This is a genomic window from Dolichospermum circinale AWQC310F (assembly GCF_000426925.1).
Classification (GTDB): Bacteria; Cyanobacteriota; Cyanobacteriia; order Cyanobacteriales; family Nostocaceae; genus Dolichospermum; species Dolichospermum circinale.
Window position 1 is genome coordinate 1 of record NZ_KE384664.1, and the last position, 22,025, is coordinate 22,025.

The 22,025-nt window shown below is 37.9% G+C and carries 22 protein-coding genes and 2 pseudogenes; 11 read left to right on the plus strand and 13 right to left on the minus strand.

The features are described from left to right. Positions 1–51 precede the first annotated feature (51 nt). From ACIR310F_RS0102070 to ACIR310F_RS0102085, 4 genes are all read left to right on the plus strand, one after another. The gene (locus ACIR310F_RS0102070) at positions 52–282 is read left to right on the plus strand and encodes a hypothetical protein (RefSeq protein WP_028082395.1); all 231 of its coding nucleotides are present in this window, start codon (positions 52–54) and stop codon (positions 280–282) included. 16 nt (positions 283–298) lie between these two features. Continuing rightward, positions 299–784, plus strand: coding sequence for a fascin domain-containing protein (locus ACIR310F_RS0102075; protein WP_155963576.1), 486 nt, complete (start codon positions 299–301; stop codon positions 782–784). A gap of 318 nt (positions 785–1,102) precedes the next feature. Further along, on the plus strand, positions 1,103–1,285 hold the full coding sequence (locus tag ACIR310F_RS0102080; protein WP_028082397.1) for an element excision factor XisH family protein: 183 nt from the start codon (positions 1,103–1,105) through the stop codon (positions 1,283–1,285). Continuing rightward, the gene (locus ACIR310F_RS0102085; protein ID WP_028082398.1) at positions 1,273–1,602 is read left to right on the plus strand and encodes a XisI protein; all 330 of its coding nucleotides are present in this window, start codon (positions 1,273–1,275) and stop codon (positions 1,600–1,602) included. The genes ACIR310F_RS0102080 and ACIR310F_RS0102085 overlap by 13 nt, the downstream gene beginning before the upstream one ends. Positions 1,603–1,901: 299 nt before the next feature. Here ACIR310F_RS0102085 and ACIR310F_RS0102090 read toward each other — a convergent pair whose 3' ends face one another. Beyond that, positions 1,902–2,831, minus strand: coding sequence for a methylenetetrahydrofolate reductase (locus ACIR310F_RS0102090; RefSeq protein WP_028082399.1), 930 nt, complete (start codon positions 2,829–2,831; stop codon positions 1,902–1,904). A gap of 127 nt (positions 2,832–2,958) precedes the next feature. After that, positions 2,959–3,966 carry a tryptophan--tRNA ligase gene (trpS, locus tag ACIR310F_RS0102095; RefSeq protein WP_028082400.1) on the minus strand — a complete coding sequence of 336 codons (1,008 nt, stop codon included), beginning with the start codon at positions 3,964–3,966 and terminating at the stop codon, positions 2,959–2,961. 251 nt (positions 3,967–4,217) lie between these two features. Between trpS and ACIR310F_RS21280 the strand changes: the two are divergent. Then, a pseudogene (locus ACIR310F_RS21280) lies at positions 4,218–5,794 on the plus strand (B12-binding domain-containing radical SAM protein). 95 nt (positions 5,795–5,889) lie between these two features. On the opposite strand, the gene ACIR310F_RS0102105 reads toward ACIR310F_RS21280, so the two are convergent. Together ACIR310F_RS0102105 and ACIR310F_RS0102110 are read right to left on the minus strand one after the other, a co-directional pair. Next, the gene (locus ACIR310F_RS0102105; RefSeq protein WP_028082401.1) at positions 5,890–6,294 is read right to left on the minus strand and encodes a type II toxin-antitoxin system VapC family toxin; all 405 of its coding nucleotides are present in this window, start codon (positions 6,292–6,294) and stop codon (positions 5,890–5,892) included. 5 nt (positions 6,295–6,299) lie between these two features. Next, entirely contained in the window at positions 6,300–6,596 is a 297-nt protein-coding gene (locus ACIR310F_RS0102110; protein ID WP_028082402.1) for a hypothetical protein, read from the minus strand. Between the two features lie 236 nt (positions 6,597–6,832). On the opposite strand from ACIR310F_RS0102110, the gene ACIR310F_RS21285 reads away from it, so the two are divergent. Then, complete coding sequence (locus ACIR310F_RS21285) at positions 6,833–8,026, plus strand: DNA cytosine methyltransferase (protein ID WP_035367502.1); 1,194 nt, start codon at positions 6,833–6,835, stop codon at positions 8,024–8,026. Here the strand turns inward: ACIR310F_RS21285 and ACIR310F_RS0102120 are convergent. Both ACIR310F_RS0102120 and ACIR310F_RS0102125 read right to left on the minus strand, forming a co-directional pair. Beyond that, the gene (locus tag ACIR310F_RS0102120; RefSeq protein WP_028082403.1) at positions 7,983–8,723 is read right to left on the minus strand and encodes a hypothetical protein; all 741 of its coding nucleotides are present in this window, start codon (positions 8,721–8,723) and stop codon (positions 7,983–7,985) included. The genes ACIR310F_RS21285 and ACIR310F_RS0102120 overlap by 44 nt on opposite strands. Beyond that, entirely contained in the window at positions 8,723–8,968 is a 246-nt protein-coding gene (locus tag ACIR310F_RS0102125) for a helix-turn-helix domain-containing protein (RefSeq protein ID WP_028082404.1), read from the minus strand. Before ACIR310F_RS0102125 ends, ACIR310F_RS0102120 begins: the two co-directional genes overlap by 1 nt. 243 nt (positions 8,969–9,211) lie before the next feature. Here ACIR310F_RS0102125 and ACIR310F_RS21290 point away from each other — a divergent pair, with 243 nt between their 5' ends. The 3 genes from ACIR310F_RS21290 (at position 9,212) to ACIR310F_RS0102140 (ending at position 10,137) form a co-directional block, all read left to right on the plus strand. After that, positions 9,212–9,409, plus strand: a complete 198-nt coding sequence (locus ACIR310F_RS21290; protein ID WP_051289451.1) for a UPF0175 family protein — start codon at positions 9,212–9,214, stop codon at positions 9,407–9,409. Positions 9,410–9,484: 75 nt separating this feature from the next. Continuing rightward, complete coding sequence (locus ACIR310F_RS0102135; protein WP_028082405.1) at positions 9,485–9,700, plus strand: hypothetical protein; 216 nt, start codon at positions 9,485–9,487, stop codon at positions 9,698–9,700. Between the two features lie 17 nt (positions 9,701–9,717). After that, a complete protein-coding gene (locus tag ACIR310F_RS0102140; RefSeq protein WP_028082406.1) occupies positions 9,718–10,137 on the plus strand; it encodes a PIN domain-containing protein in 420 nt (139 codons plus the stop codon). An 88-nt stretch (positions 10,138–10,225) separates the two neighbouring features. Here ACIR310F_RS0102140 and nifJ read toward each other — a convergent pair whose 3' ends face one another. Continuing rightward, positions 10,226–13,789, minus strand: a complete 3,564-nt coding sequence (gene nifJ / locus ACIR310F_RS0102145; protein ID WP_028082407.1) for a pyruvate:ferredoxin (flavodoxin) oxidoreductase — start codon at positions 13,787–13,789, stop codon at positions 10,226–10,228. A gap of 538 nt (positions 13,790–14,327) precedes the next feature. Continuing rightward, positions 14,328–14,459, minus strand: a complete 132-nt coding sequence (locus ACIR310F_RS27240; protein WP_269208331.1) for a tellurite resistance TerB family protein — start codon at positions 14,457–14,459, stop codon at positions 14,328–14,330. On the opposite strand from ACIR310F_RS27240, the pseudogene ACIR310F_RS0102160 reads away from it, so the two are divergent. Then, a pseudogene (locus ACIR310F_RS0102160) lies at positions 14,404–14,823 on the plus strand (RNA-guided endonuclease InsQ/TnpB family protein); the annotation flags it as partial. The gene ACIR310F_RS27240 and the pseudogene ACIR310F_RS0102160 sit on opposite strands and share 56 nt — an antisense overlap. Before the next feature lie 235 nt (positions 14,824–15,058). Beyond that, positions 15,059–15,286: a photosystem II protein, Psb35-related gene (locus ACIR310F_RS0102165; protein ID WP_028082409.1), complete on the plus strand. Its 228-nt coding sequence runs from the start codon at positions 15,059–15,061 to the stop codon at positions 15,284–15,286. A 118-nt stretch (positions 15,287–15,404) separates the two neighbouring features. On the opposite strand, the gene ACIR310F_RS0102170 is transcribed toward ACIR310F_RS0102165, so the two are convergent. The 5 genes from ACIR310F_RS0102170 to dnaK all read right to left on the minus strand — a co-directional run bounded on the left by ACIR310F_RS0102170 (position 15,405) and on the right by dnaK (position 21,917). After that, positions 15,405–16,997 (minus strand): glycoside hydrolase family 57 protein, encoded by a 1,593-nt coding sequence (locus ACIR310F_RS0102170; RefSeq protein ID WP_028082410.1) that lies wholly within the window; start codon positions 16,995–16,997, stop codon positions 15,405–15,407. A gap of 181 nt (positions 16,998–17,178) precedes the next feature. Then, positions 17,179–18,249, minus strand: a complete 1,071-nt coding sequence (gene rsgA, locus ACIR310F_RS0102175) for a small ribosomal subunit biogenesis GTPase RsgA (RefSeq protein WP_028082411.1) — start codon at positions 18,247–18,249, stop codon at positions 17,179–17,181. Continuing rightward, a complete protein-coding gene (locus ACIR310F_RS0102180; RefSeq protein WP_028082412.1) occupies positions 18,246–18,503 on the minus strand; it encodes a sulfurtransferase TusA family protein in 258 nt (85 codons plus the stop codon). Before ACIR310F_RS0102180 ends, rsgA begins: the two co-directional genes overlap by 4 nt. After that, positions 18,500–19,627 carry a molecular chaperone DnaJ gene (gene dnaJ / locus ACIR310F_RS0102185; protein WP_028082413.1) on the minus strand — a complete coding sequence of 376 codons (1,128 nt, stop codon included), beginning with the start codon at positions 19,625–19,627 and terminating at the stop codon, positions 18,500–18,502. Before dnaJ ends, ACIR310F_RS0102180 begins: the two co-directional genes overlap by 4 nt. A gap of 466 nt (positions 19,628–20,093) precedes the next feature. Beyond that, entirely contained in the window at positions 20,094–21,917 is a 1,824-nt protein-coding gene (dnaK, locus tag ACIR310F_RS21300) for a molecular chaperone DnaK (RefSeq protein WP_035367514.1), read from the minus strand. Positions 21,918–22,025 lie beyond the last annotated feature (108 nt).

The following is a 22,025-nucleotide window of genomic DNA, read 5'->3' on the forward strand; positions in this document are numbered from 1 at the left end:
AGAGCGAATAATAGTAAAAGTTTCGCTCTTTCTTCTGCTAGAATTTAGAAAATGAAAACGCCCTGCTTATACAGGGGCTTTGAGTCAGCAGTTGTTGTATCCGGTGCGTGGGGAGGTGGAGGGAATTTTGGAGAAGCTGAAAAGGTAAGAGGGGTAAGGGTTATGGCGATTTATGGTGGTTTTTTTGGGGGGGAAAAATTTGCCCGTAACTCGAAAAATTCACAAATGGGGGGAGTAAAACGTCTAAATAGTGTGGGAAGAAAAAACCACATCTTCAGTTAGTCTAGAAGGTAAGCAAATGTTAAAAAATTTCAAGACCCTAATTTCTGCAACATTGACAATTGTTTTTGCTCTTGGTGTTTTCTTCACTGTTGGAGTTAACAATGCTAAAGCTATTTCCCTGCAAGGAGATAATGGTCAATACTTGAGTCGAATCAGAAGAGGTGGAATTGACCCAATTGAAGTTGCTAAACCAAAACTTGATCCTCCTTTTACTAGCTTTGATCTGGTCAAACTGCCAGACGGAAAAGTAGCTTTGAAAGCAGATAACGGCCTATACTTGAGTCGAATCAGAAGAGGTGGAATTGACTCAATTGAAGCTGCTAAACCACAACTTGATCCTCCTTTTACTAGCTTTGATCTGGTCAAACTGCCAAACTGGAAAGTGGCTTTCAAAGCAGATAACGGCCTATACTTGAGTCGAATCAGAAGAGGTGTAATTGACCCAGTTGAAGCTGCTAAAACTGATATTGACGTTTTTTCTCAATTCACACTAGATCCCTAATGTTATAACTGGGCTGGATTTTTGTTTAAGTGCGATCGCCTGATCTTGTAGATATTGTAGGGTGCGTTAATGAAATGTAACGCACCTTATGTATGTTTATTTACTGATTTTCGGTGGGTTACGCTATCGCTAACCCACCCTAGGTTTTTATCCGTGGTTGATAGCCTTTCCCTTGTTTCCTCACAAATCAATCAACTTAATTTGGTATAAACTGGGTTTTGTTACTATAATTTATGTTTCTAAATCTTTAATTGCCTTTTGAACCTTTCATCTGAGATATTATGCTATTAACAGTGGTTAAATAAGTTTAATTTATGTATGCCAGCTAAAGATTTATTTCATAATACAGTTAAAACAGCCCTGACAAAAGATGGATGGACAATAGATGTTTATAATGAGTTTTTTAGTCGGAAGTTTATTCAAAGAATAATTGGCGAATATGACCTAAAATTACTGATTTTTAACCCAGATCAAGAGGAGATTGTGATATGGAGAGACTAAATTACAAAGAAATAGTCCAAACAATTCTGGAAGGTCACGCAAGAAATCGCCCAAATAATCAAACAGAAGTCAAATTGATATTTGATACAGAGCGCGATCATTATCAAGTTATTAATATTGGTTGGCAAGAACTAACGCGAATATTTGGTTGTATTATTTACGTAGAAATTAAAGATGGCAAAATTTGGATTGAACGCGATGGCACAGAAATCGGAGTAGCTAATGAATTAGTAGAAGCTGGAGTTCCTAAACAAGATATAGTTTTGGGTTTTAAAGCTCCATACAAACGGAAATTTACCGATTTTGCTGCTAGTTGAACCGTATATAATTCCGGTAAAATAAGGTAATTAGATTTTGTAGGGTGCGTTACATTTCATTAACGCACCACTATTATGATTAAATTCGGTGATTTTGCTAGTAAATAAACCACGGTTTTTATTTCGCGCAATCTCTCTTAGAGATCCCGAAGGGTAGGCGCAAAGAGAAGAAGGTAAAATGTGGTTTAAATCGCCCAAAACCGCTGGCACAATAGAAGAAAAAGCAGTAGGATTTTAGTATTTCTAAACCCCTACTTGATGAAATCAAAAAATTAAGGATTTTTGAGAAAATTGATTGTTTAACTGTTTTGATGACAAGTAACGCTCTTTACCCCCGCTAAATCCAAAATTGGCGCGATCAAATCTTCCCGCTTCACTGCCATAATATGCACTCCTTGACACAATTGTTTAGCAATTTGTACCTGTTGGGCAGCAATTTTCATTCCTTCTGTGAGGGGATGTTTTGCTTTAGCTAATCTCTCAATAATGTGTTCAGGAATATTCACACCGGGAACAGCTTTGTTAATAAATTGGGCATTTTTGGCCGATTTCAAGAGAAAAATTCCGGCCAAAATTGGTTTATTGTAACCACAAGCAATTTTATCCATGAACTTTTCTAATATTTCAAAATCAGTAATTAATTGACTTTGAAAAAATTGCGCTCCGGCTGCTATTTTCTTTTCAAACCGACTTTGTAAACCAGACCAACTGGGAGATTGAGGATCTACCGCCGCTCCCGCAAATAAGTCTAATTTACCATCAGTTAAAGGTTTTTCATTAAAATCAACTCCCAGATTCATGTTTCTAATTAACTGCAATAATCGCACAGCTTCTAAATCAAAAACAGCTTTGGCTTGAGGATGATCACCTGCTTTTACCGGGTCGCCAGTTAAAGCTAAAATGTTGTGGATACCCAAAGCATGAGCGCCCATTAAATCAGCTTGTAATCCAATTCTATTGCGATCGCGGCAAGCAAACTGACAAATCGGCTCAATCCCATTTTGCAGTAAAATTGCCGAAGCTACCAAGGAAGACATCCGCATCACAGCGCGGCTACCGTCAGTAATATTGACAGCATGAACTCTCCCCTTAAGAGTCGCCGCCATTTCTATGGTATGGGTGATATCTCCCCCTTTCGGAGGTGCAACTTCAGCGGTAATGAGAAAATCTCCTGCTGCTACGGCGGTGCGGAAGTTGTTTAATGTACTGGTGCTATAGCTATTCTGCATGATGCAAATTTAATTTTGAGGTTTTCTTAAAGGTAAACTGAATTACACTTTCTAGTTTAAACCTTAGTATGAGTCAGATCCCTGACTGGTCAAAGAGGTAAGGAATCTAACATCTATACAATTCTACTTATAATGGCACTGTATAACCTAGTGCTGCTTTTACATCTGCTAAGGTTTGATTAGCTATAGCCTCGGCTTTTTCTTTACCATCTTTTAAAACTGACTCTAAATAGCCTTTATCTGCCATTACCTCCTTATATTTATCCTGAATTGGTTTTAAAGCATTAATCGCTGTTTCTGTTAACAAAGGTTTGAATTGTCCCCAACCCATATCTGCACATTCGACCGCTACGGTTTCCTTCGTTTTTCCCGCTAATAGGGTATACAGGGTTAATAAATTATGACATTCGGGACGTTCTACATCATCAAAGGTTAAACCGCGAACTGGATCGGTTTTACAGCGTTTAATCTTATTGACAATTTGCTCAGGTGAATCTAAAACATTAATGCGGCTTAATTCCGAGGGATCTGATTTTGACATTTTCCGTGTTCCATCTGTCAAACTCATTACCCTTGCCCCTTCCTTTCTAATCAAAGGATCTGGTAACTTTAATACAGGTTTATCCTTAGCGAATTGATGATTAAACCTGTTAACAATATCCCGCGCCAGTTCTAAATGTTGCTTTTGATCTTCACCGACAGGAACTTTATCCGCTTGATAAAGCAAAATATCCGCAGCCATTAATACTGGATATGTCAATAAACCAGCGCTGACATTTTCACCTTGTTTAAGTGCCTTTTCCTTAAATTGAATCATGTCCTGTAGCCAATTTAAGGGAGTAATGCAGTTGAGTAACCAACAAAGTTCACTGTGGGCAGAAACATGAGATTGTACAAAAATGTGAGAATATTGTAAATCAATACCACAGGCTAGATATAAAGCCGCAATGGTGTAGGTATCAGCCGCTAAAGTGGCGGGATTATGTGGTACGGTGATAGCGTGTAAATCTACCACACAAAAGAAATTTTCATACTGATCTTGAATTTCTACCCAGTTACGAATAGCACCTAAATAGTTACCTAAGTGTAAATTACCAGTTGGTTGAACTCCCGACAGAACGCGCTGCTTACCCATAATTATCCGTTATTTATCTCCTCTTCCCCGCTTTGTCAATGGGGCGGTTACAAGACTCATTTTAGCCGTCATTGGGGATTAGTTATTGGTGTTTGCAAAAATTTTTTTAACATGATTATCTTATGGAATTATTTTCTAGATATAAAACTAAAAAATCTGTACCTCCAGAGAGATAAAAAGTAACGAACCCAGCTTTTATAGTTCAGACTAAATGGGCTTAAATAGGAAAATAAATCAGGGGGATATGCTTGATGAAAGCTTTATTAATCTGGCCGATAATGCCTATTCTTTTTGTTCTTATCAGGAAACTCTTGATTTAGCAAATCTGCGGGCTACTAATCCCCCATTGGGTTTAATTACGGTAGCGGCAATGTTAGCAAATGATTGGGAATTGCGACTGAGCGATCGCAATGTTCGTCTAGAAAATGATGTAGATTGGCAATGGTGTGATCTTGTCATTATCTCGGCCATGATTATTCAAAAACAGGATTTTAGTGAATTAATTAAAAAAGGTAAAAGATTAGGTAAAAAAGTGGCAGTCGGCGGACCCTTTGCCACATCTGTTCCAGAATTTGCTTTAGAAGCGGGGGCAGATTATTTAATCTTAGATGAAGGGGAAATCACTATTCCCATGTTTTTAGAAGCTTTAGAAAAGGGAGAAGAAAAAGGAATTTTACGGGCTACAGAAAAACCAGATGTCACCACAACTCCTTTACCTCGATTTGATTTATTAGATTTGAATGCTTATATAGCAATGACTGTGCAATTTTCCCGTGGTTGTCCATTCCAATGTGAATTTTGCGATATTATTACCCTTTTTGGCCGTAAACCCCGCACGAAAACACCTGAACAAATTCTAGCAGAATTGGATGTTTTATATAATATGGGTTGGTGGCGTTATGTGTTTATAGTTGATGATAATTTTATTGGCAATAAACGTAATGCTAAGGTATTTTTAAGAGAGTTAATTCCTTGGATGGAAAAACGTAATTATCCTTTTGCTTTATTGACGGAAGCTTCTTTAAATTTAGCAGAAGATGATGAATTACTAGAATTAATGGTAAAGGCTGGTTTTGTCAAGGTATTTATGGGCATTGAAACCCCTGATGTAGACAGTTTAGTAGGAATTAATAAACCACAAAATACTCGCAGTTCTCTAGTTGAATCCTGCCATAAAATTACTAAAGCGGGATTACAAATTATGTCTGGTTTTATCTTAGGATTTGATCATGAAAAACCAGGTGCAGGTAAACGGATTCAAGAATTTGTAGAAGAAACTTGTATTCCCCAAGCTCATTTAAATTTGCTGCAAGCTTTACCCAATACAGCTATGTGGACTCGTTTACAAACAGAGGGAAGATTAAGGGATGGTTTGGGTGAATTTGTTGGTTCTCAAAAAGCTTTAATGAATTTTGTTCCGACTCGGCCAATGTCGGAAATTGCTCAGGAATTTATTGATACTTTTTGGAATTTATATGAACCTATGCCATACCTGAAACGGACTTTTAAACATTTTATGATGATAGAAGGTTGGCGGGCTAAATATCAACGAATTTTAACTAAATCAGAGTTAAAATTTTTAATATCTATTTGTTGGCGACAAGGTGTATTACGTTCTACTCGTTTTGTTTTTTGGCAGCAATTAATTACAATGATACGGCGTAAACCTCATCTATTATATGATTATTTAATTGCTTTAGGTGTGGGTGAACATTTTTTTAAGTTCCGTCATGAAGTCAAAGCGGAAATAGAATCAGAATTAGCAGAATTTCAGCAGCATGAAGAGGATAAAAAAGCAATAAGTTTACAGTTAGAAACTGTGAGTTAAGTTGATTAATTTAAAATACTGAATACCCATGTCCCCGACTTCCTAGAGAAATCGGGGATCTATTTCTATTTCTCATAGTAAAATGTACATAAAACCTATTCTTCTAACCAATTCTCTAAAGTTAATTCCTCAACTCTCAATAAATCACTATCATGAGAAACTAGAATAAACCCTTTAACGATAGCAGTCGCAGCAATTAAAATATCTTCTGTTTGGATTGGTAATCCTCTTAATTTGAGATTTACATGAATTTCTGCGGCTTTTTCTAAAATTGCTAAATCATCTAAGAAAATGATTTGATAATCCCTACAGAAATTATCAAATCTTTCCAATTGTTTAATTGCTTTTACCGCAAATAATCCTCTTTTAACCTCAAAATAAGTAACGCAACTGATACTCAATATTTGTCGTTGAGATTTTAATTGCGCTATTTCTGCTGTTACTTTAAAGTTATTTCGCAGTGCTAAGGAAACAATGTTTGTATCTAATAAATACGCCATATTCTTTATTTCCGTTTAATCATTTCATCAAAAATTGCTATTTGTTCGGGAGTTAATTCATTTAAAGTTCCCGCTACTGCTTCTAACACCATAATTCCGCTACAATGCTTTTTTAATTCCTGATCTTCCATGCTATTAAACTCATCAATAGGTAAGTTTTGCTGAAATAGATTACATAAATGCTGAATCATTTCCTCTGCGTTAAGTTCTTCCTTAAATAAAGGACGTTCTTCCATTAAAATAGCCACAATTTTCTCAATTCTTGTTTTCATTGATTCTTGTTGAAGTTCTGTTGATAACATAATATTTCCTCCAGAGAAATGTAAATGATATTCATAGACTTTATACATTGTAGCATTTTTTAGTTATCTGATGTCTGTTCATTACTCCAGTGTTAATTTTTGAGTAATAGATTGTGTCAGATAACGAGATAAATTTTCTCGTTTCTCGTTTTTAGAATTATGTTGCCAATTTTGCTATGCTTGATGTATTGTAGACTATATGTCACAGCAAAGCAAACGTTCATATCAATTATCGAATGCAAGGAACACAAATCTCTTTTTTACCTAACGAGGATGAGCATAATCCTAGCCAAAAGCAAAAAAAGCCAAAGTTAGGGCGCTATGAGCGTATTCAGCGCGAACTAGATCAAGAAAATTCTGATCCATATAAGATATTTACTGATGTTAGTTCCCCAGCAAGTCCATTATCTCAATATACTTTTGTGGATCTGTTTTGTGGTGCTGGAGGGATCACACAAGGATTATTCCAAGCTGGATTTACACCATTAGCTAGTGTAGAAATTAGTCCAATCGCTTCTGCTACGCACAAAAAAAATTTCCCACAATGTCATAACTTCTGTGGAGATATTGAACAATTTTCCCCCCAAAATTGGCTGCAAAAAATCGGATCACCTGAAGTTAATATTGTTGTTGGTGGTCCACCATGTCAAGGATTTTCAGTAGCAGGAAAACGTGATCCAAAAGATCCTCGAAATAGATTATTTTATGAATTCGTGCGTGTTGTTTCCGAAATACGCCCTTGGTATGTAGTGATGGAAAATGTGCCAGGTATTTTGACAATACAAAAAGGAGATGTAAAGACAGCAATTATTGAAGCTTTTGAATCTATTGGTTATCCTCATATTTCTGTGGCAATTTTAGAATCTGCTGCTTATGGAGTACCACAAATTCGACCAAGAGCTATTTTTATCGCTAATAGATTTGGGATGCCTAACCCTTATCCTAAATCTCAATTAAACCGAGAAGAATACAAAGCTATTGAATCAGCAATTTCTGATTTACCAGAATACACACCCATCCCTGAAATTAATCACGAGTGGACTAAACATTCACGGGAGTATATGGAACGTCTTGCTCAAGTTCCTCCTGGCGGTTCTTTATATACAAAATATGTTGATGCTTTCAAAAGACAATATCCTGGTAAACCGAGTATGACAGTAAAAGAAAATCATGGTGGTACACATATTCACCCTTATTTAAATCGTGTGATTTCTGCTAGGGAAATGGCAAGATTACAAACATTTCCCGATTCATTTATTTTTGAAGGTAGTATGAAAAAAGCCATGTGGCAAATAGGTAATGCTGTTCCACCACGTTTAGCAGAGTGTATTGGTTATGCACTGATTCCTTACTTAAATGATATTGCAATTAACAGAAAACAATTTGCTAATTTACCTCATTTTCATCAACCTGAGATAGTTTTTGGTTAAGTGCATTACGCCAAGTTTCAAAATCATACCAACCACAGCCAATACAACCTTCCTCAGCTTCATCACCTCGCTGATGTTGGGAAGGCCAATCTTCACCTGATTGATACCAGAATTTAATGCCAAAAGGTGTACCGCGTTTACCAGTTTTAATACAACGTTCACAACTTCTCGATTTTAAAAGATTATGATTTCCAGAAGCATCTTTCTTGAGTAATTGAAATTTTTTCCTGATTTCGGTTTCACTCATAGAGGTTAAATGTGGAGCTTCACTTTTTCCCCAACGTTCCATAGGAAATCTATGATCAATAACTAACTCATGCTTCTCTCTTTGTCTCTGTTCTATTACATCTGTATATGAATAAACCTGGAGAATTCTTTGAACTAAAGAAGCTGGTATATTAGAAACTGAATTAGCTGATTTTATCTCTCCTGTCCAGCAATCTCCTAACCGTATTTGTTGACAAGTTGGACAAAAATTCTTTTTTGTTTCAATGACAAGACCAGGACGACTCCTTGTCCCGCGTTGTAGTCCTTGAATACCTCCACCACCAGCATACTGAGTTGATCCAATATTTTTTCCTTCGCACTCCCTGCAATGCCATTTTTGATCTGATAAAAGATTAAAGACTTGTAATTGAGTTGATCCTTGTCGAAATTGGCCTTTAATTGTTTCGACTAAATTTTGTTGGTTTGTCACTATATTTTATCAGCTTCGATTTCTAAATTTGTTAAAAGAGTAGAAACACTAATACCTAAGCCATCTGCAAGACTGACAAGAGCAGTGAGGGAAGGATTTCTGACTCCACGTTCCACACCAGAAATGTATGTGCGGTCTAAGTTAGCGCGTAGTCCTAACTCCTCTTGTGAAATTCCTAACTCCGTTCTACGTTGTCTGACCAGATAACCTAAAGCATCAAGAATTTTTTGTTTTGATTCATTCATGTACTGATTATGAGTCTTTATGGACGATCAGTCTACGGACGATGTGTCACATTAGAGGATATGATCTATCAAATGAAGTACAAAATTATCTGCGTCCATCTGCGTTCGATTGTTACTGCTTGTACCCTTAGAGGAAATTACGGAAGAAGTTAAAATTGCCCGTTCTCAAATTTATGCCAGAAAACAACAAATATCTACCTATGTGTTATAATCCTTCTAATCTGTGTTAACAGGAGGATCACAATGAGCTTAGTCATTTCCGAAGATATTGTCCAAGCCAGTGGATTATCAGAAAAAGAATTAGTTTTAGAATTGATTATCTTATTATTTGAAAGGAAAAAAATTAGTATCCGTAAAGCATCTCAACTGGCTAAAATGCCTTTACTACAATTTCAAAATGAATTAGCTATGAGAAATATTAATATTCATTATAATGAATAATGAAGCTGATTTAGATGTTGATTTAAAAAACTTTGCTATAATATAATAAATATATCAAATAAAAATAACTGAATCATGAAAAAAATAGAAATTGAACTTGATCAAGAAACTTTTGAGAAAATAGAACAATTGACACAAACACATCATTGTGAAGTTGCCGACTTAATCAAAGCAATGATTGAGCAATTAACCAAACCAGAAATTATCAATAATTCATTTATTGGTGAATGGTCTAATGATGCTGAATTAGTAGATAAAATGGTTGAAGATATTTTACACCATAGAAGTTAATCAAAAATAATTGAGTTGTGAGAAAATCTTTAATTGATACAGATATTACTTCAGAAATCCGTAAAGGTAAAAATCCTAAAATAAATGCCAATGCTATTGCATATAGAGCAATATGGAAACATTATACAATTTCTGTAATTACTGTTTCCGAAATTGTTAAGGGATGGAGAAAATTAAATCGTCATGATCGCATTCAAAAATTTTTAGCAGATTTATCTCAAATCGAAATCCTACATTTAGACCAAAAAAGTGCAGAAATTTCAGGATTGATTCATGCTGATTTAGAAAGCACTGGACAACCAATAGGATTAGCAGATGTATTAATAGCTTCTATCGCTATCCAAAACAATTTAATTTTAGTCACAGGTAATACTAAGCATTATCAGAAAATTCAAGCATTAGGTTATCCTTTAGTCATAGATAATTGGCGAGAATGAAAATTTGTGATTGATTATTTGATAATAGGTAACAGGTAAAAACCAATTACCCATTACCAATTACCAATTACCCATTACCAATTACCAATTACCTATTCGCTAAATATTGATACATTTCCCATCTAGCATTAACTTCTGCTTGCGCTTGTTCTAGCAACAATTTCGCCACCTCCGGTTTACTTTTCGTCAACATTTTAAAGCGGTTCTCCTGATACATGGATTTTTCCACCGATTCAGAAGGTGCTTTCATATCCAATTGTAGGGGATTTTTACCCTGTTCTTGTAATGCCGGATTATAGCGATATAACAACCATCTTCCTGAGTCTACTAACGCCTTTTGCTGATGTAAACCTGTGGTCATATCAATACCGTGAGCAATACAATGACTGTAAGCAATAATGATTGATGGACCATCAAAAGCTTCCGCTTCTAAAAATGCTTTTAATGTATGTTCATCTCGCGCACCTAAAGCGACGCTGGCAACATAAACATTACCATAAGTCATGGCCATTAAACCTAAATCTTTCTTGGGTGCAGGTTTACCTCCAGTCGCATATTTAGCTACTGCGGCTTTTGGTGTAGCTTTAGAAGATTGTCCTCCGGTATTAGAATAAACTTCTGTATCCATGACCAAAATATTCAGATTGCGACCTGTGGAAATTATATGATCAATTCCCCCGAAATCTATATCATAAGCCCAACCATCACCTCCAACTATCCACACACTTTTCTTCACTAAATAATCAGCGAGGGATTGGAGATTTTGGATTTTTGTCTTTTGTAGAGACGTTCCATGGAATGTCTCTACATTGTCCAATATTTGATCTAATTTGTGTTTGAGGATGACAATTCTTTCCCGCTGCTCCCAAATATCAGCTTCGGTTTTTTGTTCGGACTTGAGAATGGCATTAACTAAATTATTGCCAATTTCATTACTTAATTGTGATAATAATTCTGCTGCAAATTCTGCTTGTTTGTCTATAGATAAACGATAACCAAAACCAAATTCGGCGTTATCTTCAAATAAACTATTAGACCAGGCCGGACCTCTTCCTTGATCATTTTGACTCCAGGGAGTTGTCGGTAAATTTCCTCCATAAATGGAAGAACAACCGGTGGCGTTGGCAATGAGTGAGCGATCGCCAAATAATTGTGTTAATAATTTAAGGTAGGGGGTTTCTCCACAACCAGCACAAGCGCCAGAAAATTCAAACAATGGTTCTTGTAATTGTTGTTGGCGAATTTGGTTTACTTTCAAAGTTTTCCGGTCAGGATTTGGTAAACTCAAAAAGAAATGCCAATTCTCTCGTTCTTGTTTCCGCAAGGGTAATTGTGGACTCATGTTAATCGCCTTGCGGGTGGGTTCGGCTTTGTTTTTGGCAGGACAGACGCTAACACAAATTTCGCAGCCTGTACAGTCTTCTGGGGCTACCTGAATGGTGAATTTCTGGTTAGCAAAACTCTTATCTTTGGCGTTAGTTGATTTAAAAGTTGTCGGTGCGTTGACTAATTCATTAGCTGGATAGGCTTTAGCGCGAATAGCCGCGTGGGGACAAACCATCACACATTTACCACACTGAACGCAGACATCACTATCCCAAACTGGTATTTCTGCCGCAACGTTACGTTTTTCCCATTTTGCAGTTCCACTGGGAAAAGTTCCGTCAGCAGGTAAAGCACTCACGGGTAAATCATCACCTTCCCAGACCATAATTTTACTGAGAACATTCTCGACAAATTTGGGTTTGGTAATTGCTAATTGGCAATTTTCTTTATTACCTATTTCCACCAAAGGAATTTCGATTTCATGGAGATTTTCTAGGGTGTTGTCTACAGCTTTTAAATTCTTCTGGACAACTTCCACACCTTTTTTACCATAAGTTTTCTCTATAGACCGTTTGATTTTAGCAATTGCTTCTTTTTCTGGCAATACTCCCGCCAAAGCAAAGAAACAAACCTGCATAATAGTGTTAATTCTCTGCCCCATACCACTATTTTTTGCCACTTGACTGGCATTAATAGTGTAAACTTTGAGATTTTTGGCGAGAATTTGCTGTTTTACTTTCAAGGGCAGATTTTCCCAAACTATATCTGCATCATAAGGACTATTTAACAATAAAATCGCCCCTGGTGCAGCAGCTTTTAAAATATCAATACTTTCCACAAATCCCCAATGGTGACAACCGATAAAATTAGCCTTGTCTATGAGGTAGGTTGAACGAATTTTTTCAGGTCCAAACCGCAGGTGAGAAACTGTCATTGAACCGGATTTTTTGGAATCATAAACAAAGTAACCTTGGGCGTTATTTTCTGTGCCTTCACCGATGATTTTGATGGAGTTCTTATTTGCACCCACCGTACCGTCTGAACCCAAACCATAGAACATTGCCCGAACTACATGATCCGGTTCTGTAGAGAAATTAAAGTCAAAATTTAAAGAGGTGAAACTAACATCATCATTAATCCCAATAGTAAAATGATTCTTGGGTTTAATTTGGCTAAGATTATCAAAAACACTCTTGACCATTGCGGGCGTAAATTCTTTAGAAGAAAGTCCATATCTCCCCCCAACAATTTTTGGAAATGTGGTTTTTTTCCAGCCTTCATAAATAGCTGTCACCACATCTAAATATAATGGTTCTCCTGCACTGCCGGCTTCTTTAGTTCTATCCAAAACTGCAATAGATTTCACACTATTGGGTAATGCTTCTATGAATCTTGCCACATCAAATGGGCGAAAAAGTCGTACTTTAATAACTCCAACTTTTTCCCCTGCTTTGTTGAGATAATCTACAGTTTCATGGACGGTTTCACAACCAGAACCCATGATAACAATTACTCTTTCTGCGTCTGGTACACCATGATATTCATAGAGTTTGTAATATCTACCTGTGCGTTTGCCAAATTTATCCATGATCGTTTCAACAATATCGGCACAAACATGATAATAAGGGTTTGCACCTTCACGAGATTGAAAGTAAACATCAGGATTTTGGGCTGTTCCTCGTAATACTGGTTTATCTGGAGTTAAGCAGCGTTGACGATGGTTAGATATTAATTCTATAGGTATAAATTCCTGGAGATCTTCATCTGATAATAACTCAACTTTCTGCACTTCATGGGAAGTTCTAAACCCATCAAAAAAGTGTAAAAATGGCACTCTTGTTTCTAAAGTTGCAGCATGAGAAATTAAGGCAAAATCATGACTTTCTTGGACAGAAGCCGAACACAAAAAAGCGAAACCTGTCGCCCTAGCAGCCATAACATCACTATGATCACCGAAAATAGATAACGCATGGGTAGCTAAAGAACGGGCAGAAACATGAAGGACAAAACTAGTTAATTCTCCGGCAATTTTGTACAAGTTAGGAATCATTAATAATAATCCCTGGGAAGCGGTGAAGGTTGTACTTAATGCCCCCGTTTGTAATGCCCCATGGACAGCAGCAGCAGCCCCTCCTTCGCTTTGCATTTGGGTGACGCTGGGAACTGTACCCCAAAGATTTGGTTTATTTTCGGACATCCAACTATCAGCCCATTCACCCATATTTGAAGATGGGGTGATAGGATAAATAGCGATAACTTCGTTTAATTTGTAAGCTACACGGGCAACAGCTTCGTTACCATCAATTGTGGCATAAGATTTGTTCATGATTTTTCTTCCTGAGTCTTTTGTGGTTGTTTCAACTGTATGCAGAGAAACCAAAAAGATAAGCATTAGAAATAGCTAGAGTCAGGAAGTTAATTTGTCAGATATATTACATTTTTATTAATTATTAATTATTAATTATTAATTATTCTGACTTCTAGCCAATATTTTATATTATAGCAGGTGGTAAATATACTATTTCTATTAATATTAATGTTGTACTCAATATTTATCATCTTTGATTGATCAAGGTTTGATGATTTTCATGGGGTAGAGGTGCGGAAGTTTTTTTTCGTTGCCATTTTATTCTAAATTGGCCTATTTCCTGATCAGGAGTTGAGAATGAAGCATGAAGCCTGTTCCCTGCTAGATCAAGTTTTCTATATTCTGAATCCTGACAATTAGATTAAAATAAGGTGTCAATGAAGACACCTTAGCCAACTTTTTAACCCTGATTCTTAATCAACATCACATCAATAATTTTAATTGCTGTTTCTTCGGGAATTTCTAAGAGTTGAAACAAATCATTCAATAGTTTTTGTTATTCTTCTGTGACTTCACCATCAGCTAAAACAATATCAGTGGCGATCGCAAAAGCTGTTTCTGTGAGATCATTGTGCGTAGTTAAATCTAATGATTTAGTGGCGTTTGAAAAACTGCAAGTGAGAAACATGGTTAAAAATAGCAAATTAGCCAAATCAATTAGTGATGTGGGATGGTCATTGTTTACTCAATGGTTAGAGTATTTTGGTAAAGTCTATGGGCGTGTAATTGTACCTGTTGCACCTCAATATACTTCTCAAAATTGTTCTAATTGTGGGGAAATAGTTAAAAAGTCTCTATCAGTTAGAACTCATGTTTGTAAATGTGGTTGTCTCCTTGACCGTGACCATAATGCTGCAATCAACATTCTAACTAAGGCACTAAGACAAGTTGGCTACGATGTAAGTACGGTGGGGCGCACCGAAACTAACGCTTGTGGAGAGATTACCCTCTACCCAGACTTGGAGACAAGTTTGAGCAAGGTTGCTCATTGAAGCAAGAATCCCCGTCCCTCTATAGGGCGGGGAGCGTCAACCCCAAATAGGCTATATTCATCCTTTGTTGATCACGGTTTCTTATATTAGTGCTTTTTATTACATAGTTATGACAGTGAGGATTTCCTCACCTCTTTGCTGGGTATGCACACCAAAAAACAATTTGCAAGCTTTGTTAATAATCTGTTATATTTATTTACATAAGGTTACAAAAAGTAAAAACCGAGGTTCTCAAATGACTATTTTAATCTCTCTATTGGTTGTTGGTTGGGTAGCAGCTTCTGTTATTGGTTCTTTAGCATACTTCATGGGTGAACAAAGCAAGCCCATTCACGAACGCAATTGGGCTTCTGATAAATTTGAAGCTTTAGCTAAATCTATTACTGGCTTAGATACAGACTATACTCAACGCACTCCAGCCTATGCCATAGATGTTTACAACAGCCGTAACTTACCTCAATAGTATTTAATGGCAGCTTGACAAGATGTGTATAAAAATAACCCCCAGGATTATAACTGGGGGTTTTGCTTTTCTAGGCATAGACCTCACATGAAGAAAAAGTCGAGGATCTACGACTCCATTAAAATACAGGACGATAAACGCGATAGTTAATATTGGGGAAAATATTATCTATAGACTCAACTTTTTCCAGCCAACCACTATCAACTTTACCCACTTTCACATCTGCATACAATTTATTAAAGCGCATTAAATGTGATCTAGTTCTTCTCACCGCATAGGGAACCATTGTTCCTGTCCGCATAATAAAAGCCCAGTCAGAAGACTGTGCTAGTAACAATTCTCGCGCAGCTTGGTTAAGTGCCTTTAATTGTAACTCATCTTCTGCTTCCATTTGGGAAATTTCAATCATCCTTTCCGCAGCTTTATGTAAATGTGGATAAACCCAAGCATTAGTATCATTTAACCAATATTCATGAAAGCCCTTAAAGCCCCAACTCGACTGAGAAGGACGACATACTTGCTGCTGAGAATTAGCACGTAAGTAATCGGACAAATGGGTCATTTCATAAGTTTTTTGATCATACCATGACTTACGGAACAGATAATCAATAAACCAAGGACCCTCATACCACCAGTGACCAAATAACTCCGCGTCATAGGGAGAAACAATAATTGGTGGCCGACCCATCATACCGTGTAAATGACCAGCTTGCTGCTCACGATTATACATGAAATTAGCAGCGTGTTCTGCTGCCTTTTCCTTTGCCCAGTAAGGATCATAGAGCGCTTTATCCGCAAGACCCAAGCCCCGACCAGTGATTTTATGATACTTAATACCTGTATTTTTCCGCTGTCCATTGGGCATAATATAGGGCTTAATATACTCATATTCAGCTTCCCAACCCAAATCTTTATAAAATTCCCGGTATTCTGCTGCACCAGGATAACCCACCTCAGAAGACCATACTTGCTGAGAAGACTCATGATCTCGACCAAAAGCTGCTACACCAGTCTCCGTAAAAATTGGGGCATAACTACCGAAGCGTGGGCGGGGACGAGCGTATAAAATACCATGTCCATCGGTGAGGAAATAACGTAAACCAGCATCAGCCAGCATTCGTTCTACACCCTCATAATAAGCACATTCTGGCAACCAAATCCCTTTGGGGGCTTGGCCGAAGGTTTCCCCATAATGTTCACAAGCTACCTGAATTTGCGCCCATACAGCCTGGGGGTACATTTTCATTAATGGTAAGTAGCCATGGGTAGCACCACAGGTAATAATGTCTAAGTTATTACTATCTTGGAACTGTTTAAATGCTGTAACTAAATCACCTTGATAACGTTCCCATAACTCCCGCGCTTCATTAAACTCAGTTGCATAATGTTCCGCTAAATAACGAACATGACCATTATGGATGTTGCGCTCGGCTTCTAATTCTACAAGCTCTTCTAGTTGGGATAGATGAGCATCATAGCGTTCTTGTAATAGAGGATCACGAAGCATTGACACTAAGGGAGGTGTCATACTCATGGTGAGTTTAAAATCAACCCCGTCTCGCTTTAAGCCTTCAAATACTTTTAATAAGGGAATGTAAGTTTCTGTAATCGCTTCATACAGCCATTCTTCTTCTAGCACGTAGTCACTTCCCGGATGACGAACGAAGGGTAGATGTGCGTGAAGTACAAGCGCGACGTAGCCTATAGCCATAATATTTTTTCTGTGTGGTACTTGGAGGTTACAGACAAAAAGTCTGTGGGGGGAAATTAAGAATATTTTAAGACTATATGGGTCATGTCGCTTCACCCCAATTTAAAATTCTTCAGTTAATAGTTAAGTTAATACAGGATACTGCTTTTTGCTAATTTCTAATTTCTCAGTGGGAATTTTTCTAGTCTTCTTCACTGTCTTGATATAAGTTCTGTAAGTCTTGTAATTGGGTTTTCCGAGAAACTCGACGATATTTTTTGCTTTCTAATTTTGGTTCGTACTGACTTTGACCTTTACCTTTAGATATTAATTTTAAATTTGATTCGGGGTCAGATTGTTGATTAATCTGGTTTTGATGACCAATCGCATCATCTAAAAATTCTAAATAATGCTGATATCTTTCCCAATCACCACTAACAGCACAATCAGGCTCATCTTTATGTATACAATTGCTAAAGCGGCAATGGGCAACAGCCAGGCGTTTTCTGGCTTCTGGGAAATAGTGAATTAGTTCTTCAGGGCTACAATCTAAATCAGGTTGATTAAAACCGGGAGTATCTGCTAATAAACCACCCTCCGGCATTTCAAATAATTCTACATGACGGGTGGTATGACGACCACGAGCTAATTTACCGGAAACTTCCCCTACCCGCAGGTTAGCGTCGGGAATCAAACTATTAATCAAGCTGGACTTTCCCACACCCGAAGGACCTGCAATCACAGTAATTTTATCCTGCAAATATGTGGCTATTTGATTGATATTAATGTGATTCTGAACGCTAATAAATAAAGGTTGATAACCCCAAGCCAGGAGACGATCATTAATTTGTTGTTTTTCCAGGGAGGAAATTAAATCACACTTATTTAAACATAGTAGTACATCAACACCAGTAGATTCAGCCTTGATTAAAAATCTACTTAATTGTACAGGTTCTAAAGGAGGATCAGCAACAGCAAATACCAGCAGAATTTGATTGACATTAGCGATCGCTGGGCGATTTAATTGACTATGACGCGGTAAAACCTCAGCCACAGCCCCTCGTCCCCCAATCCAATCTGGTTCTTCAACCATAACACGATCTCCCACCATCACCTGTTGACCAATTTTTTTCAGGCGTGTTCTCCGCGTACATAGAAGAATCAAAGGATCAGGTCTTATTTCTGACTCATCCATTTGTACGCGGTAAAAATTCGCCTGTACAGCTAACACCGTACCGAATAACTGTCCAGTAGTAACAATTTCCCTTGTCATTCCGTAGCAACCGGACGACGAATAACCAGAGAAAAATAGCCTGAACAGTCCGTAATTTGTTCTACAAAATAACCAGCCATAGTCAGACTATCAGGAACTTGTTCTATAGGTTCACCTGCATCTAACCAGACCTCCAGTAAACCACCAGGGGGCATTTTTTCCAAATACAGTTTTGTCCGCACAAAATTAATTGGACAAGGAGTACCACGTAAATCGAGTTGAGCGTCAGGAGTTAATATAGAAGACCCACTCATGACTTAAACAAGCCTCCCAAGAATCCTTCTAAGCCACCTTTACCTGTTCTATCTCCCTTAATTTTAGCCAGTTTTTCCAGGAGTTCCCGTTCCTCTGGGAGGATCTTAGTAGGAATATCAATTAACACCGTCAACATTTGATCACCACGACTCACAGGATTACCCAAACGGGGGACACCACGATTTTCTAATTTCATCACCGTATTTGGTTGAGTTCCTGAGGGAATTACCAACTCCACTGGACCATCTACCGTACTTACCTCTAAACGACAACCTAAAATTGCTTGTAGGTAGCTAATTTTAATTTCCGAGATAATATTAATTCCATCCCGATGAAATTCTTGATCTTCATTAACAAATAAGTAGACATATAAATCACCAGGTGGTCCACCCCGTTGACCCGCATCTCCTTCTTGGGAAATCCTTAAACGTGTGCCATTATCTACCCCAGCAGGAACATTGATTTTTAGTTTCTTTGTCACCTGATTCGCGCCTTTACCACCACAAGCATCGCATTTATCCTCAACTACCGTTCCTGTACCATCACAGGTGGGACAAGTTGATACTTGGGTAAAGCTACCAAATGGAGTTCTTGTGACTCGTCTGACTTGACCTGAACCACTACAAGTTCCACAAGTGCGGGGACGAGTTCCTGGTTTAGCACCCGAACCATTACACACTTCACAGGTTTCTAAGTGGGAAATGCGAATTTCCTTTTCTCCACCAAATATCGCTTCCCGAAAATCTAATTTCAGGTCTAGGCGCAGATCATCACCTCTCACTGGTCCGCTACGCCGTCTTTGTTGAGTTTGTCCACCTGGAGCGCCACCAAAGCCACTGAAAATGCTTTCAAAAATATCAGCAAAACCACTCATGTCATCTGGAGAACCAGCACCAGCAGATCCAGAAACACCAGCTTCACCAAAGCGGTCATAACGAGCGCGAACTTCTGGTTCTGACAGCACTTCATAGGCGCGGTTGATTTCCTTAAATCGTTCCTCCGCCCCAGATTCTTTGTTAACGTCTGGGTGATATTTTCGGGCTAGGCGGCGATAAGCCTGTTTAATCTGTTCTTTGTCGGCGTCACGAGAGACACCCAGGGTTTCATAATAGTCGCGGGCCATATAGCAGGGTTAAAAGTTATAAAGTACCGATAGGGTGGCTTAAGCCGTGGATAGTAGCTAGTAGGTTCAAGGTAACACTTTAATTTTTGTTAATAATTAATCTTATTGGTATTTTTTTGCTAAAGTTTGCTCATAAGCACAAAAATCTAGATTTTCAGACTAATACGTACAAATGTACCCGAAGATCATGATCTGGTTTTGGTCTTTGACCTATTTTGTCTCTAGGACAATTTTAGTCAAATTTCTATTTTTAATCGAATCATAGCATTCATTAGTAATTAATTGTTAATTATTGCTGCTAGTTTTGATTAACCTTTTATTATTGTGCTATTCAGGTGTAGAAAAACCCACCTATGGATGATGGGGACTAGCCGTACCATTAAATGTGGAAAACCCAACCTATACTTTTTTTAGTATTTGTGCTGTCGGCGTTACCAATGCAGTGGAGTCAATGACTCTCGAATGACTATTCCCCTTGATTAGTACGTTGGTAAATATCTGCACCAATAGCAAAGAGAGTTTGCTGGAAATCCTCTAAAAGTGTTTTCAACTGGGTTGGGGATATATTAGGATGGCTCATTGCTGTCTTTATTTGCTTAACTTTATCATTGGCTAGGTTTATTGCTTGCTCATTCAGTAAATTGTGGTTTTCCCCTAATGTTGTGGCATAACTAAATAACAGTTTATCAGCTTGATTTTTGAGTTCCACTAATTCTTTATGTTTTTGATCCTGTTGAGCAAACAACTCCGCTTGTTTCCGCATTCTCTCAACCTCGATGCTACTCAATCCGCCTGTATCAGCAATCCGGATACTTTGCGTTTTTCCCGTACCTTTATCTTGTGCTGCCACATTGAGGATGCCATTGACATCAATCTCAAAAGCTACTTCAATTTGTGGTATACCACGAGGAGCAGGAAGAATGCCACTGAGGAAAAACTTGCCCAAAGTTTTATTATCTTTTACCATTGCCCGTTCTCCTTGCAGCACATGAATTTCTACAGAGTTTTGTCCATCAACAACTGTGGAAAATACTTGAGATTTGCTTGTGGGGATGGTAGTATTACTTTCAATAATTTTTGTGAATACTCCTCCTAATGTTTCAATTCCTAAAGATAGCGGTGTGACATCTAAAAGCAGTAAATTAGTTATTTCTCCTGCCAAAACTCCTGCTTGGATAGCAGCACCTAGCGCTACTGCTTCATCCGGGTTAATGGAACGATCTAGGGCTTTACCATTGAAGAACTTAATTAATGCCCTTTGCACTGCGGGAATACGAGTAGAACCACCTACTAAAATAACTCTATCTATACTTGCTGGGCTGAGGTCGGCACTTTTGATGGCTTGGAGAATTGGTTCTATAGTACCCTCAACTAAGTGCTTGGTCATTTCTTCAAATTGAGCGCGACTGAGCGCCATTTCCAGGTGCTTGGGTCCTGTGGCATCAGCAGCGATAAATGGTAGGTTGATAGAGGTGCTAATCATGTTGGATAGTTCAATCTTAGCTTTTTCAGCCGCCTCCCGCAGTCTTTGCATTGCTATTTTATCTTGGGTAATATCTATTTTCTCTTCTGCCTGGAATTGTTCCACCAGCCAGCGGACTATGACATTATCAAAGTCGTCTCCTCCTAAGTGATTATTACCAGATGTAGCTTTGACTTCAAATACTCCACTCCCAAGTTGGAGTATGGATACGTCAAATGTTCCTCCTCCCAGATCAAATACTAAAATTAACTGCTCTTGATCTTGTTTGTCTAAACCAAAAGCTAGAGCAGCTGCGGTGGGTTCGTTGATAATTCTTAATACCTCTAAGCCAGCAATAGTACCAGCATCTTTTGTTGCTTGTCTTTGGGCATCTGTAAAATATGCTGGTACGGTAATTACTGCTTTTTCTACCTTGTCATTTAGGAAGCTTTCTGCATCTTCCTTGATCTTTTGCAAGATCATCGCTGATATTTCTTGAGGCGTGTACTTCTGTTGGCGAATTTGCACATCTACAGTATCATCTCTACCTTTGACGCAGTTGTAAGCAACACGACCGCGCTCTAATTCTGTTTCTTCCCAACGGCGGCCAATGAATCTTTTAATACTGTAGACTGTATTTTCTGCATTAGTTACTAACTGTCGCTTGGCCAGGCATCCGATTAAGCGCTCTCCATCTCTAGTAAAACCTACTACACTGGCGGTAGTGCGTTTACCTTCGTTGTTATTAATCACTATTGGCTGTCCAGCTTCCAAGACAGCTATACAACTATTAGTAGTGCCTAAATCTATACCAATTACTTTTGTCATTGCTGCTTGTTCACTTCTTGAACTGGAGAGGGTGTTTTCAAAGTCTGTTGTGATGTATCAAATATTTTCATCTATCCCTGAATACTCTAGGATTTGAGGGATTATTTA

Excerpts from the sequence above, each read along its gene's own strand:
- ACIR310F_RS0102070 (WP_028082395.1), top strand. The coding sequence starts at position 52 with ATGAAAACGCCCTGCTTATACAGGGGCTTTGAGTCAGCAGTTGTTGTA.
- ACIR310F_RS0102075 (WP_155963576.1), top strand. The coding sequence starts at position 299 with ATGTTAAAAAATTTCAAGACCCTAATTTCTGCAACATTGACAATTGTT.
- ACIR310F_RS0102080 (WP_028082397.1), top strand. The coding sequence starts at position 1,103 with ATGCCAGCTAAAGATTTATTTCATAATACAGTTAAAACAGCCCTGACA.
- ACIR310F_RS0102085 (WP_028082398.1), top strand. The coding sequence starts at position 1,273 with ATGGAGAGACTAAATTACAAAGAAATAGTCCAAACAATTCTGGAAGGT.
- ACIR310F_RS0102090 (WP_028082399.1), bottom strand. The coding sequence starts at position 2,831 with ATGCAGAATAGCTATAGCACCAGTACATTAAACAACTTCCGCACCGCC.
- trpS (WP_028082400.1), bottom strand. The coding sequence starts at position 3,966 with ATGGGTAAGCAGCGCGTTCTGTCGGGAGTTCAACCAACTGGTAATTTA.
- ACIR310F_RS0102105 (WP_028082401.1), bottom strand. The coding sequence starts at position 6,294 with ATGGCGTATTTATTAGATACAAACATTGTTTCCTTAGCACTGCGAAAT.
- ACIR310F_RS0102110 (WP_028082402.1), bottom strand. The coding sequence starts at position 6,596 with ATGTTATCAACAGAACTTCAACAAGAATCAATGAAAACAAGAATTGAG.
- ACIR310F_RS21285 (WP_035367502.1), top strand. The coding sequence starts at position 6,833 with ATGCAAGGAACACAAATCTCTTTTTTACCTAACGAGGATGAGCATAAT.
- ACIR310F_RS0102125 (WP_028082404.1), bottom strand. The coding sequence starts at position 8,968 with ATGAATGAATCAAAACAAAAAATTCTTGATGCTTTAGGTTATCTGGTC.
- ACIR310F_RS21290 (WP_051289451.1), top strand. The coding sequence starts at position 9,212 with ATGAGCTTAGTCATTTCCGAAGATATTGTCCAAGCCAGTGGATTATCA.
- ACIR310F_RS0102135 (WP_028082405.1), top strand. The coding sequence starts at position 9,485 with ATGAAAAAAATAGAAATTGAACTTGATCAAGAAACTTTTGAGAAAATA.
- nifJ (WP_028082407.1), bottom strand. The coding sequence starts at position 13,789 with ATGAACAAATCTTATGCCACAATTGATGGTAACGAAGCTGTTGCCCGT.
- ACIR310F_RS27240 (WP_269208331.1), bottom strand. The coding sequence starts at position 14,459 with ATGTTTCTCACTTGCAGTTTTTCAAACGCCACTAAATCATTAGATTTA.
- ACIR310F_RS0102165 (WP_028082409.1), top strand. The coding sequence starts at position 15,059 with ATGACTATTTTAATCTCTCTATTGGTTGTTGGTTGGGTAGCAGCTTCT.
- ACIR310F_RS0102170 (WP_028082410.1), bottom strand. The coding sequence starts at position 16,997 with ATGGCTATAGGCTACGTCGCGCTTGTACTTCACGCACATCTACCCTTC.
- rsgA (WP_028082411.1), bottom strand. The coding sequence starts at position 18,249 with ATGACAAGGGAAATTGTTACTACTGGACAGTTATTCGGTACGGTGTTA.
- ACIR310F_RS0102180 (WP_028082412.1), bottom strand. The coding sequence starts at position 18,503 with ATGAGTGGGTCTTCTATATTAACTCCTGACGCTCAACTCGATTTACGT.
- dnaJ (WP_028082413.1), bottom strand. The coding sequence starts at position 19,627 with ATGGCCCGCGACTATTATGAAACCCTGGGTGTCTCTCGTGACGCCGAC.
- dnaK (WP_035367514.1), bottom strand. The coding sequence starts at position 21,917 with ATGACAAAAGTAATTGGTATAGATTTAGGCACTACTAATAGTTGTATA.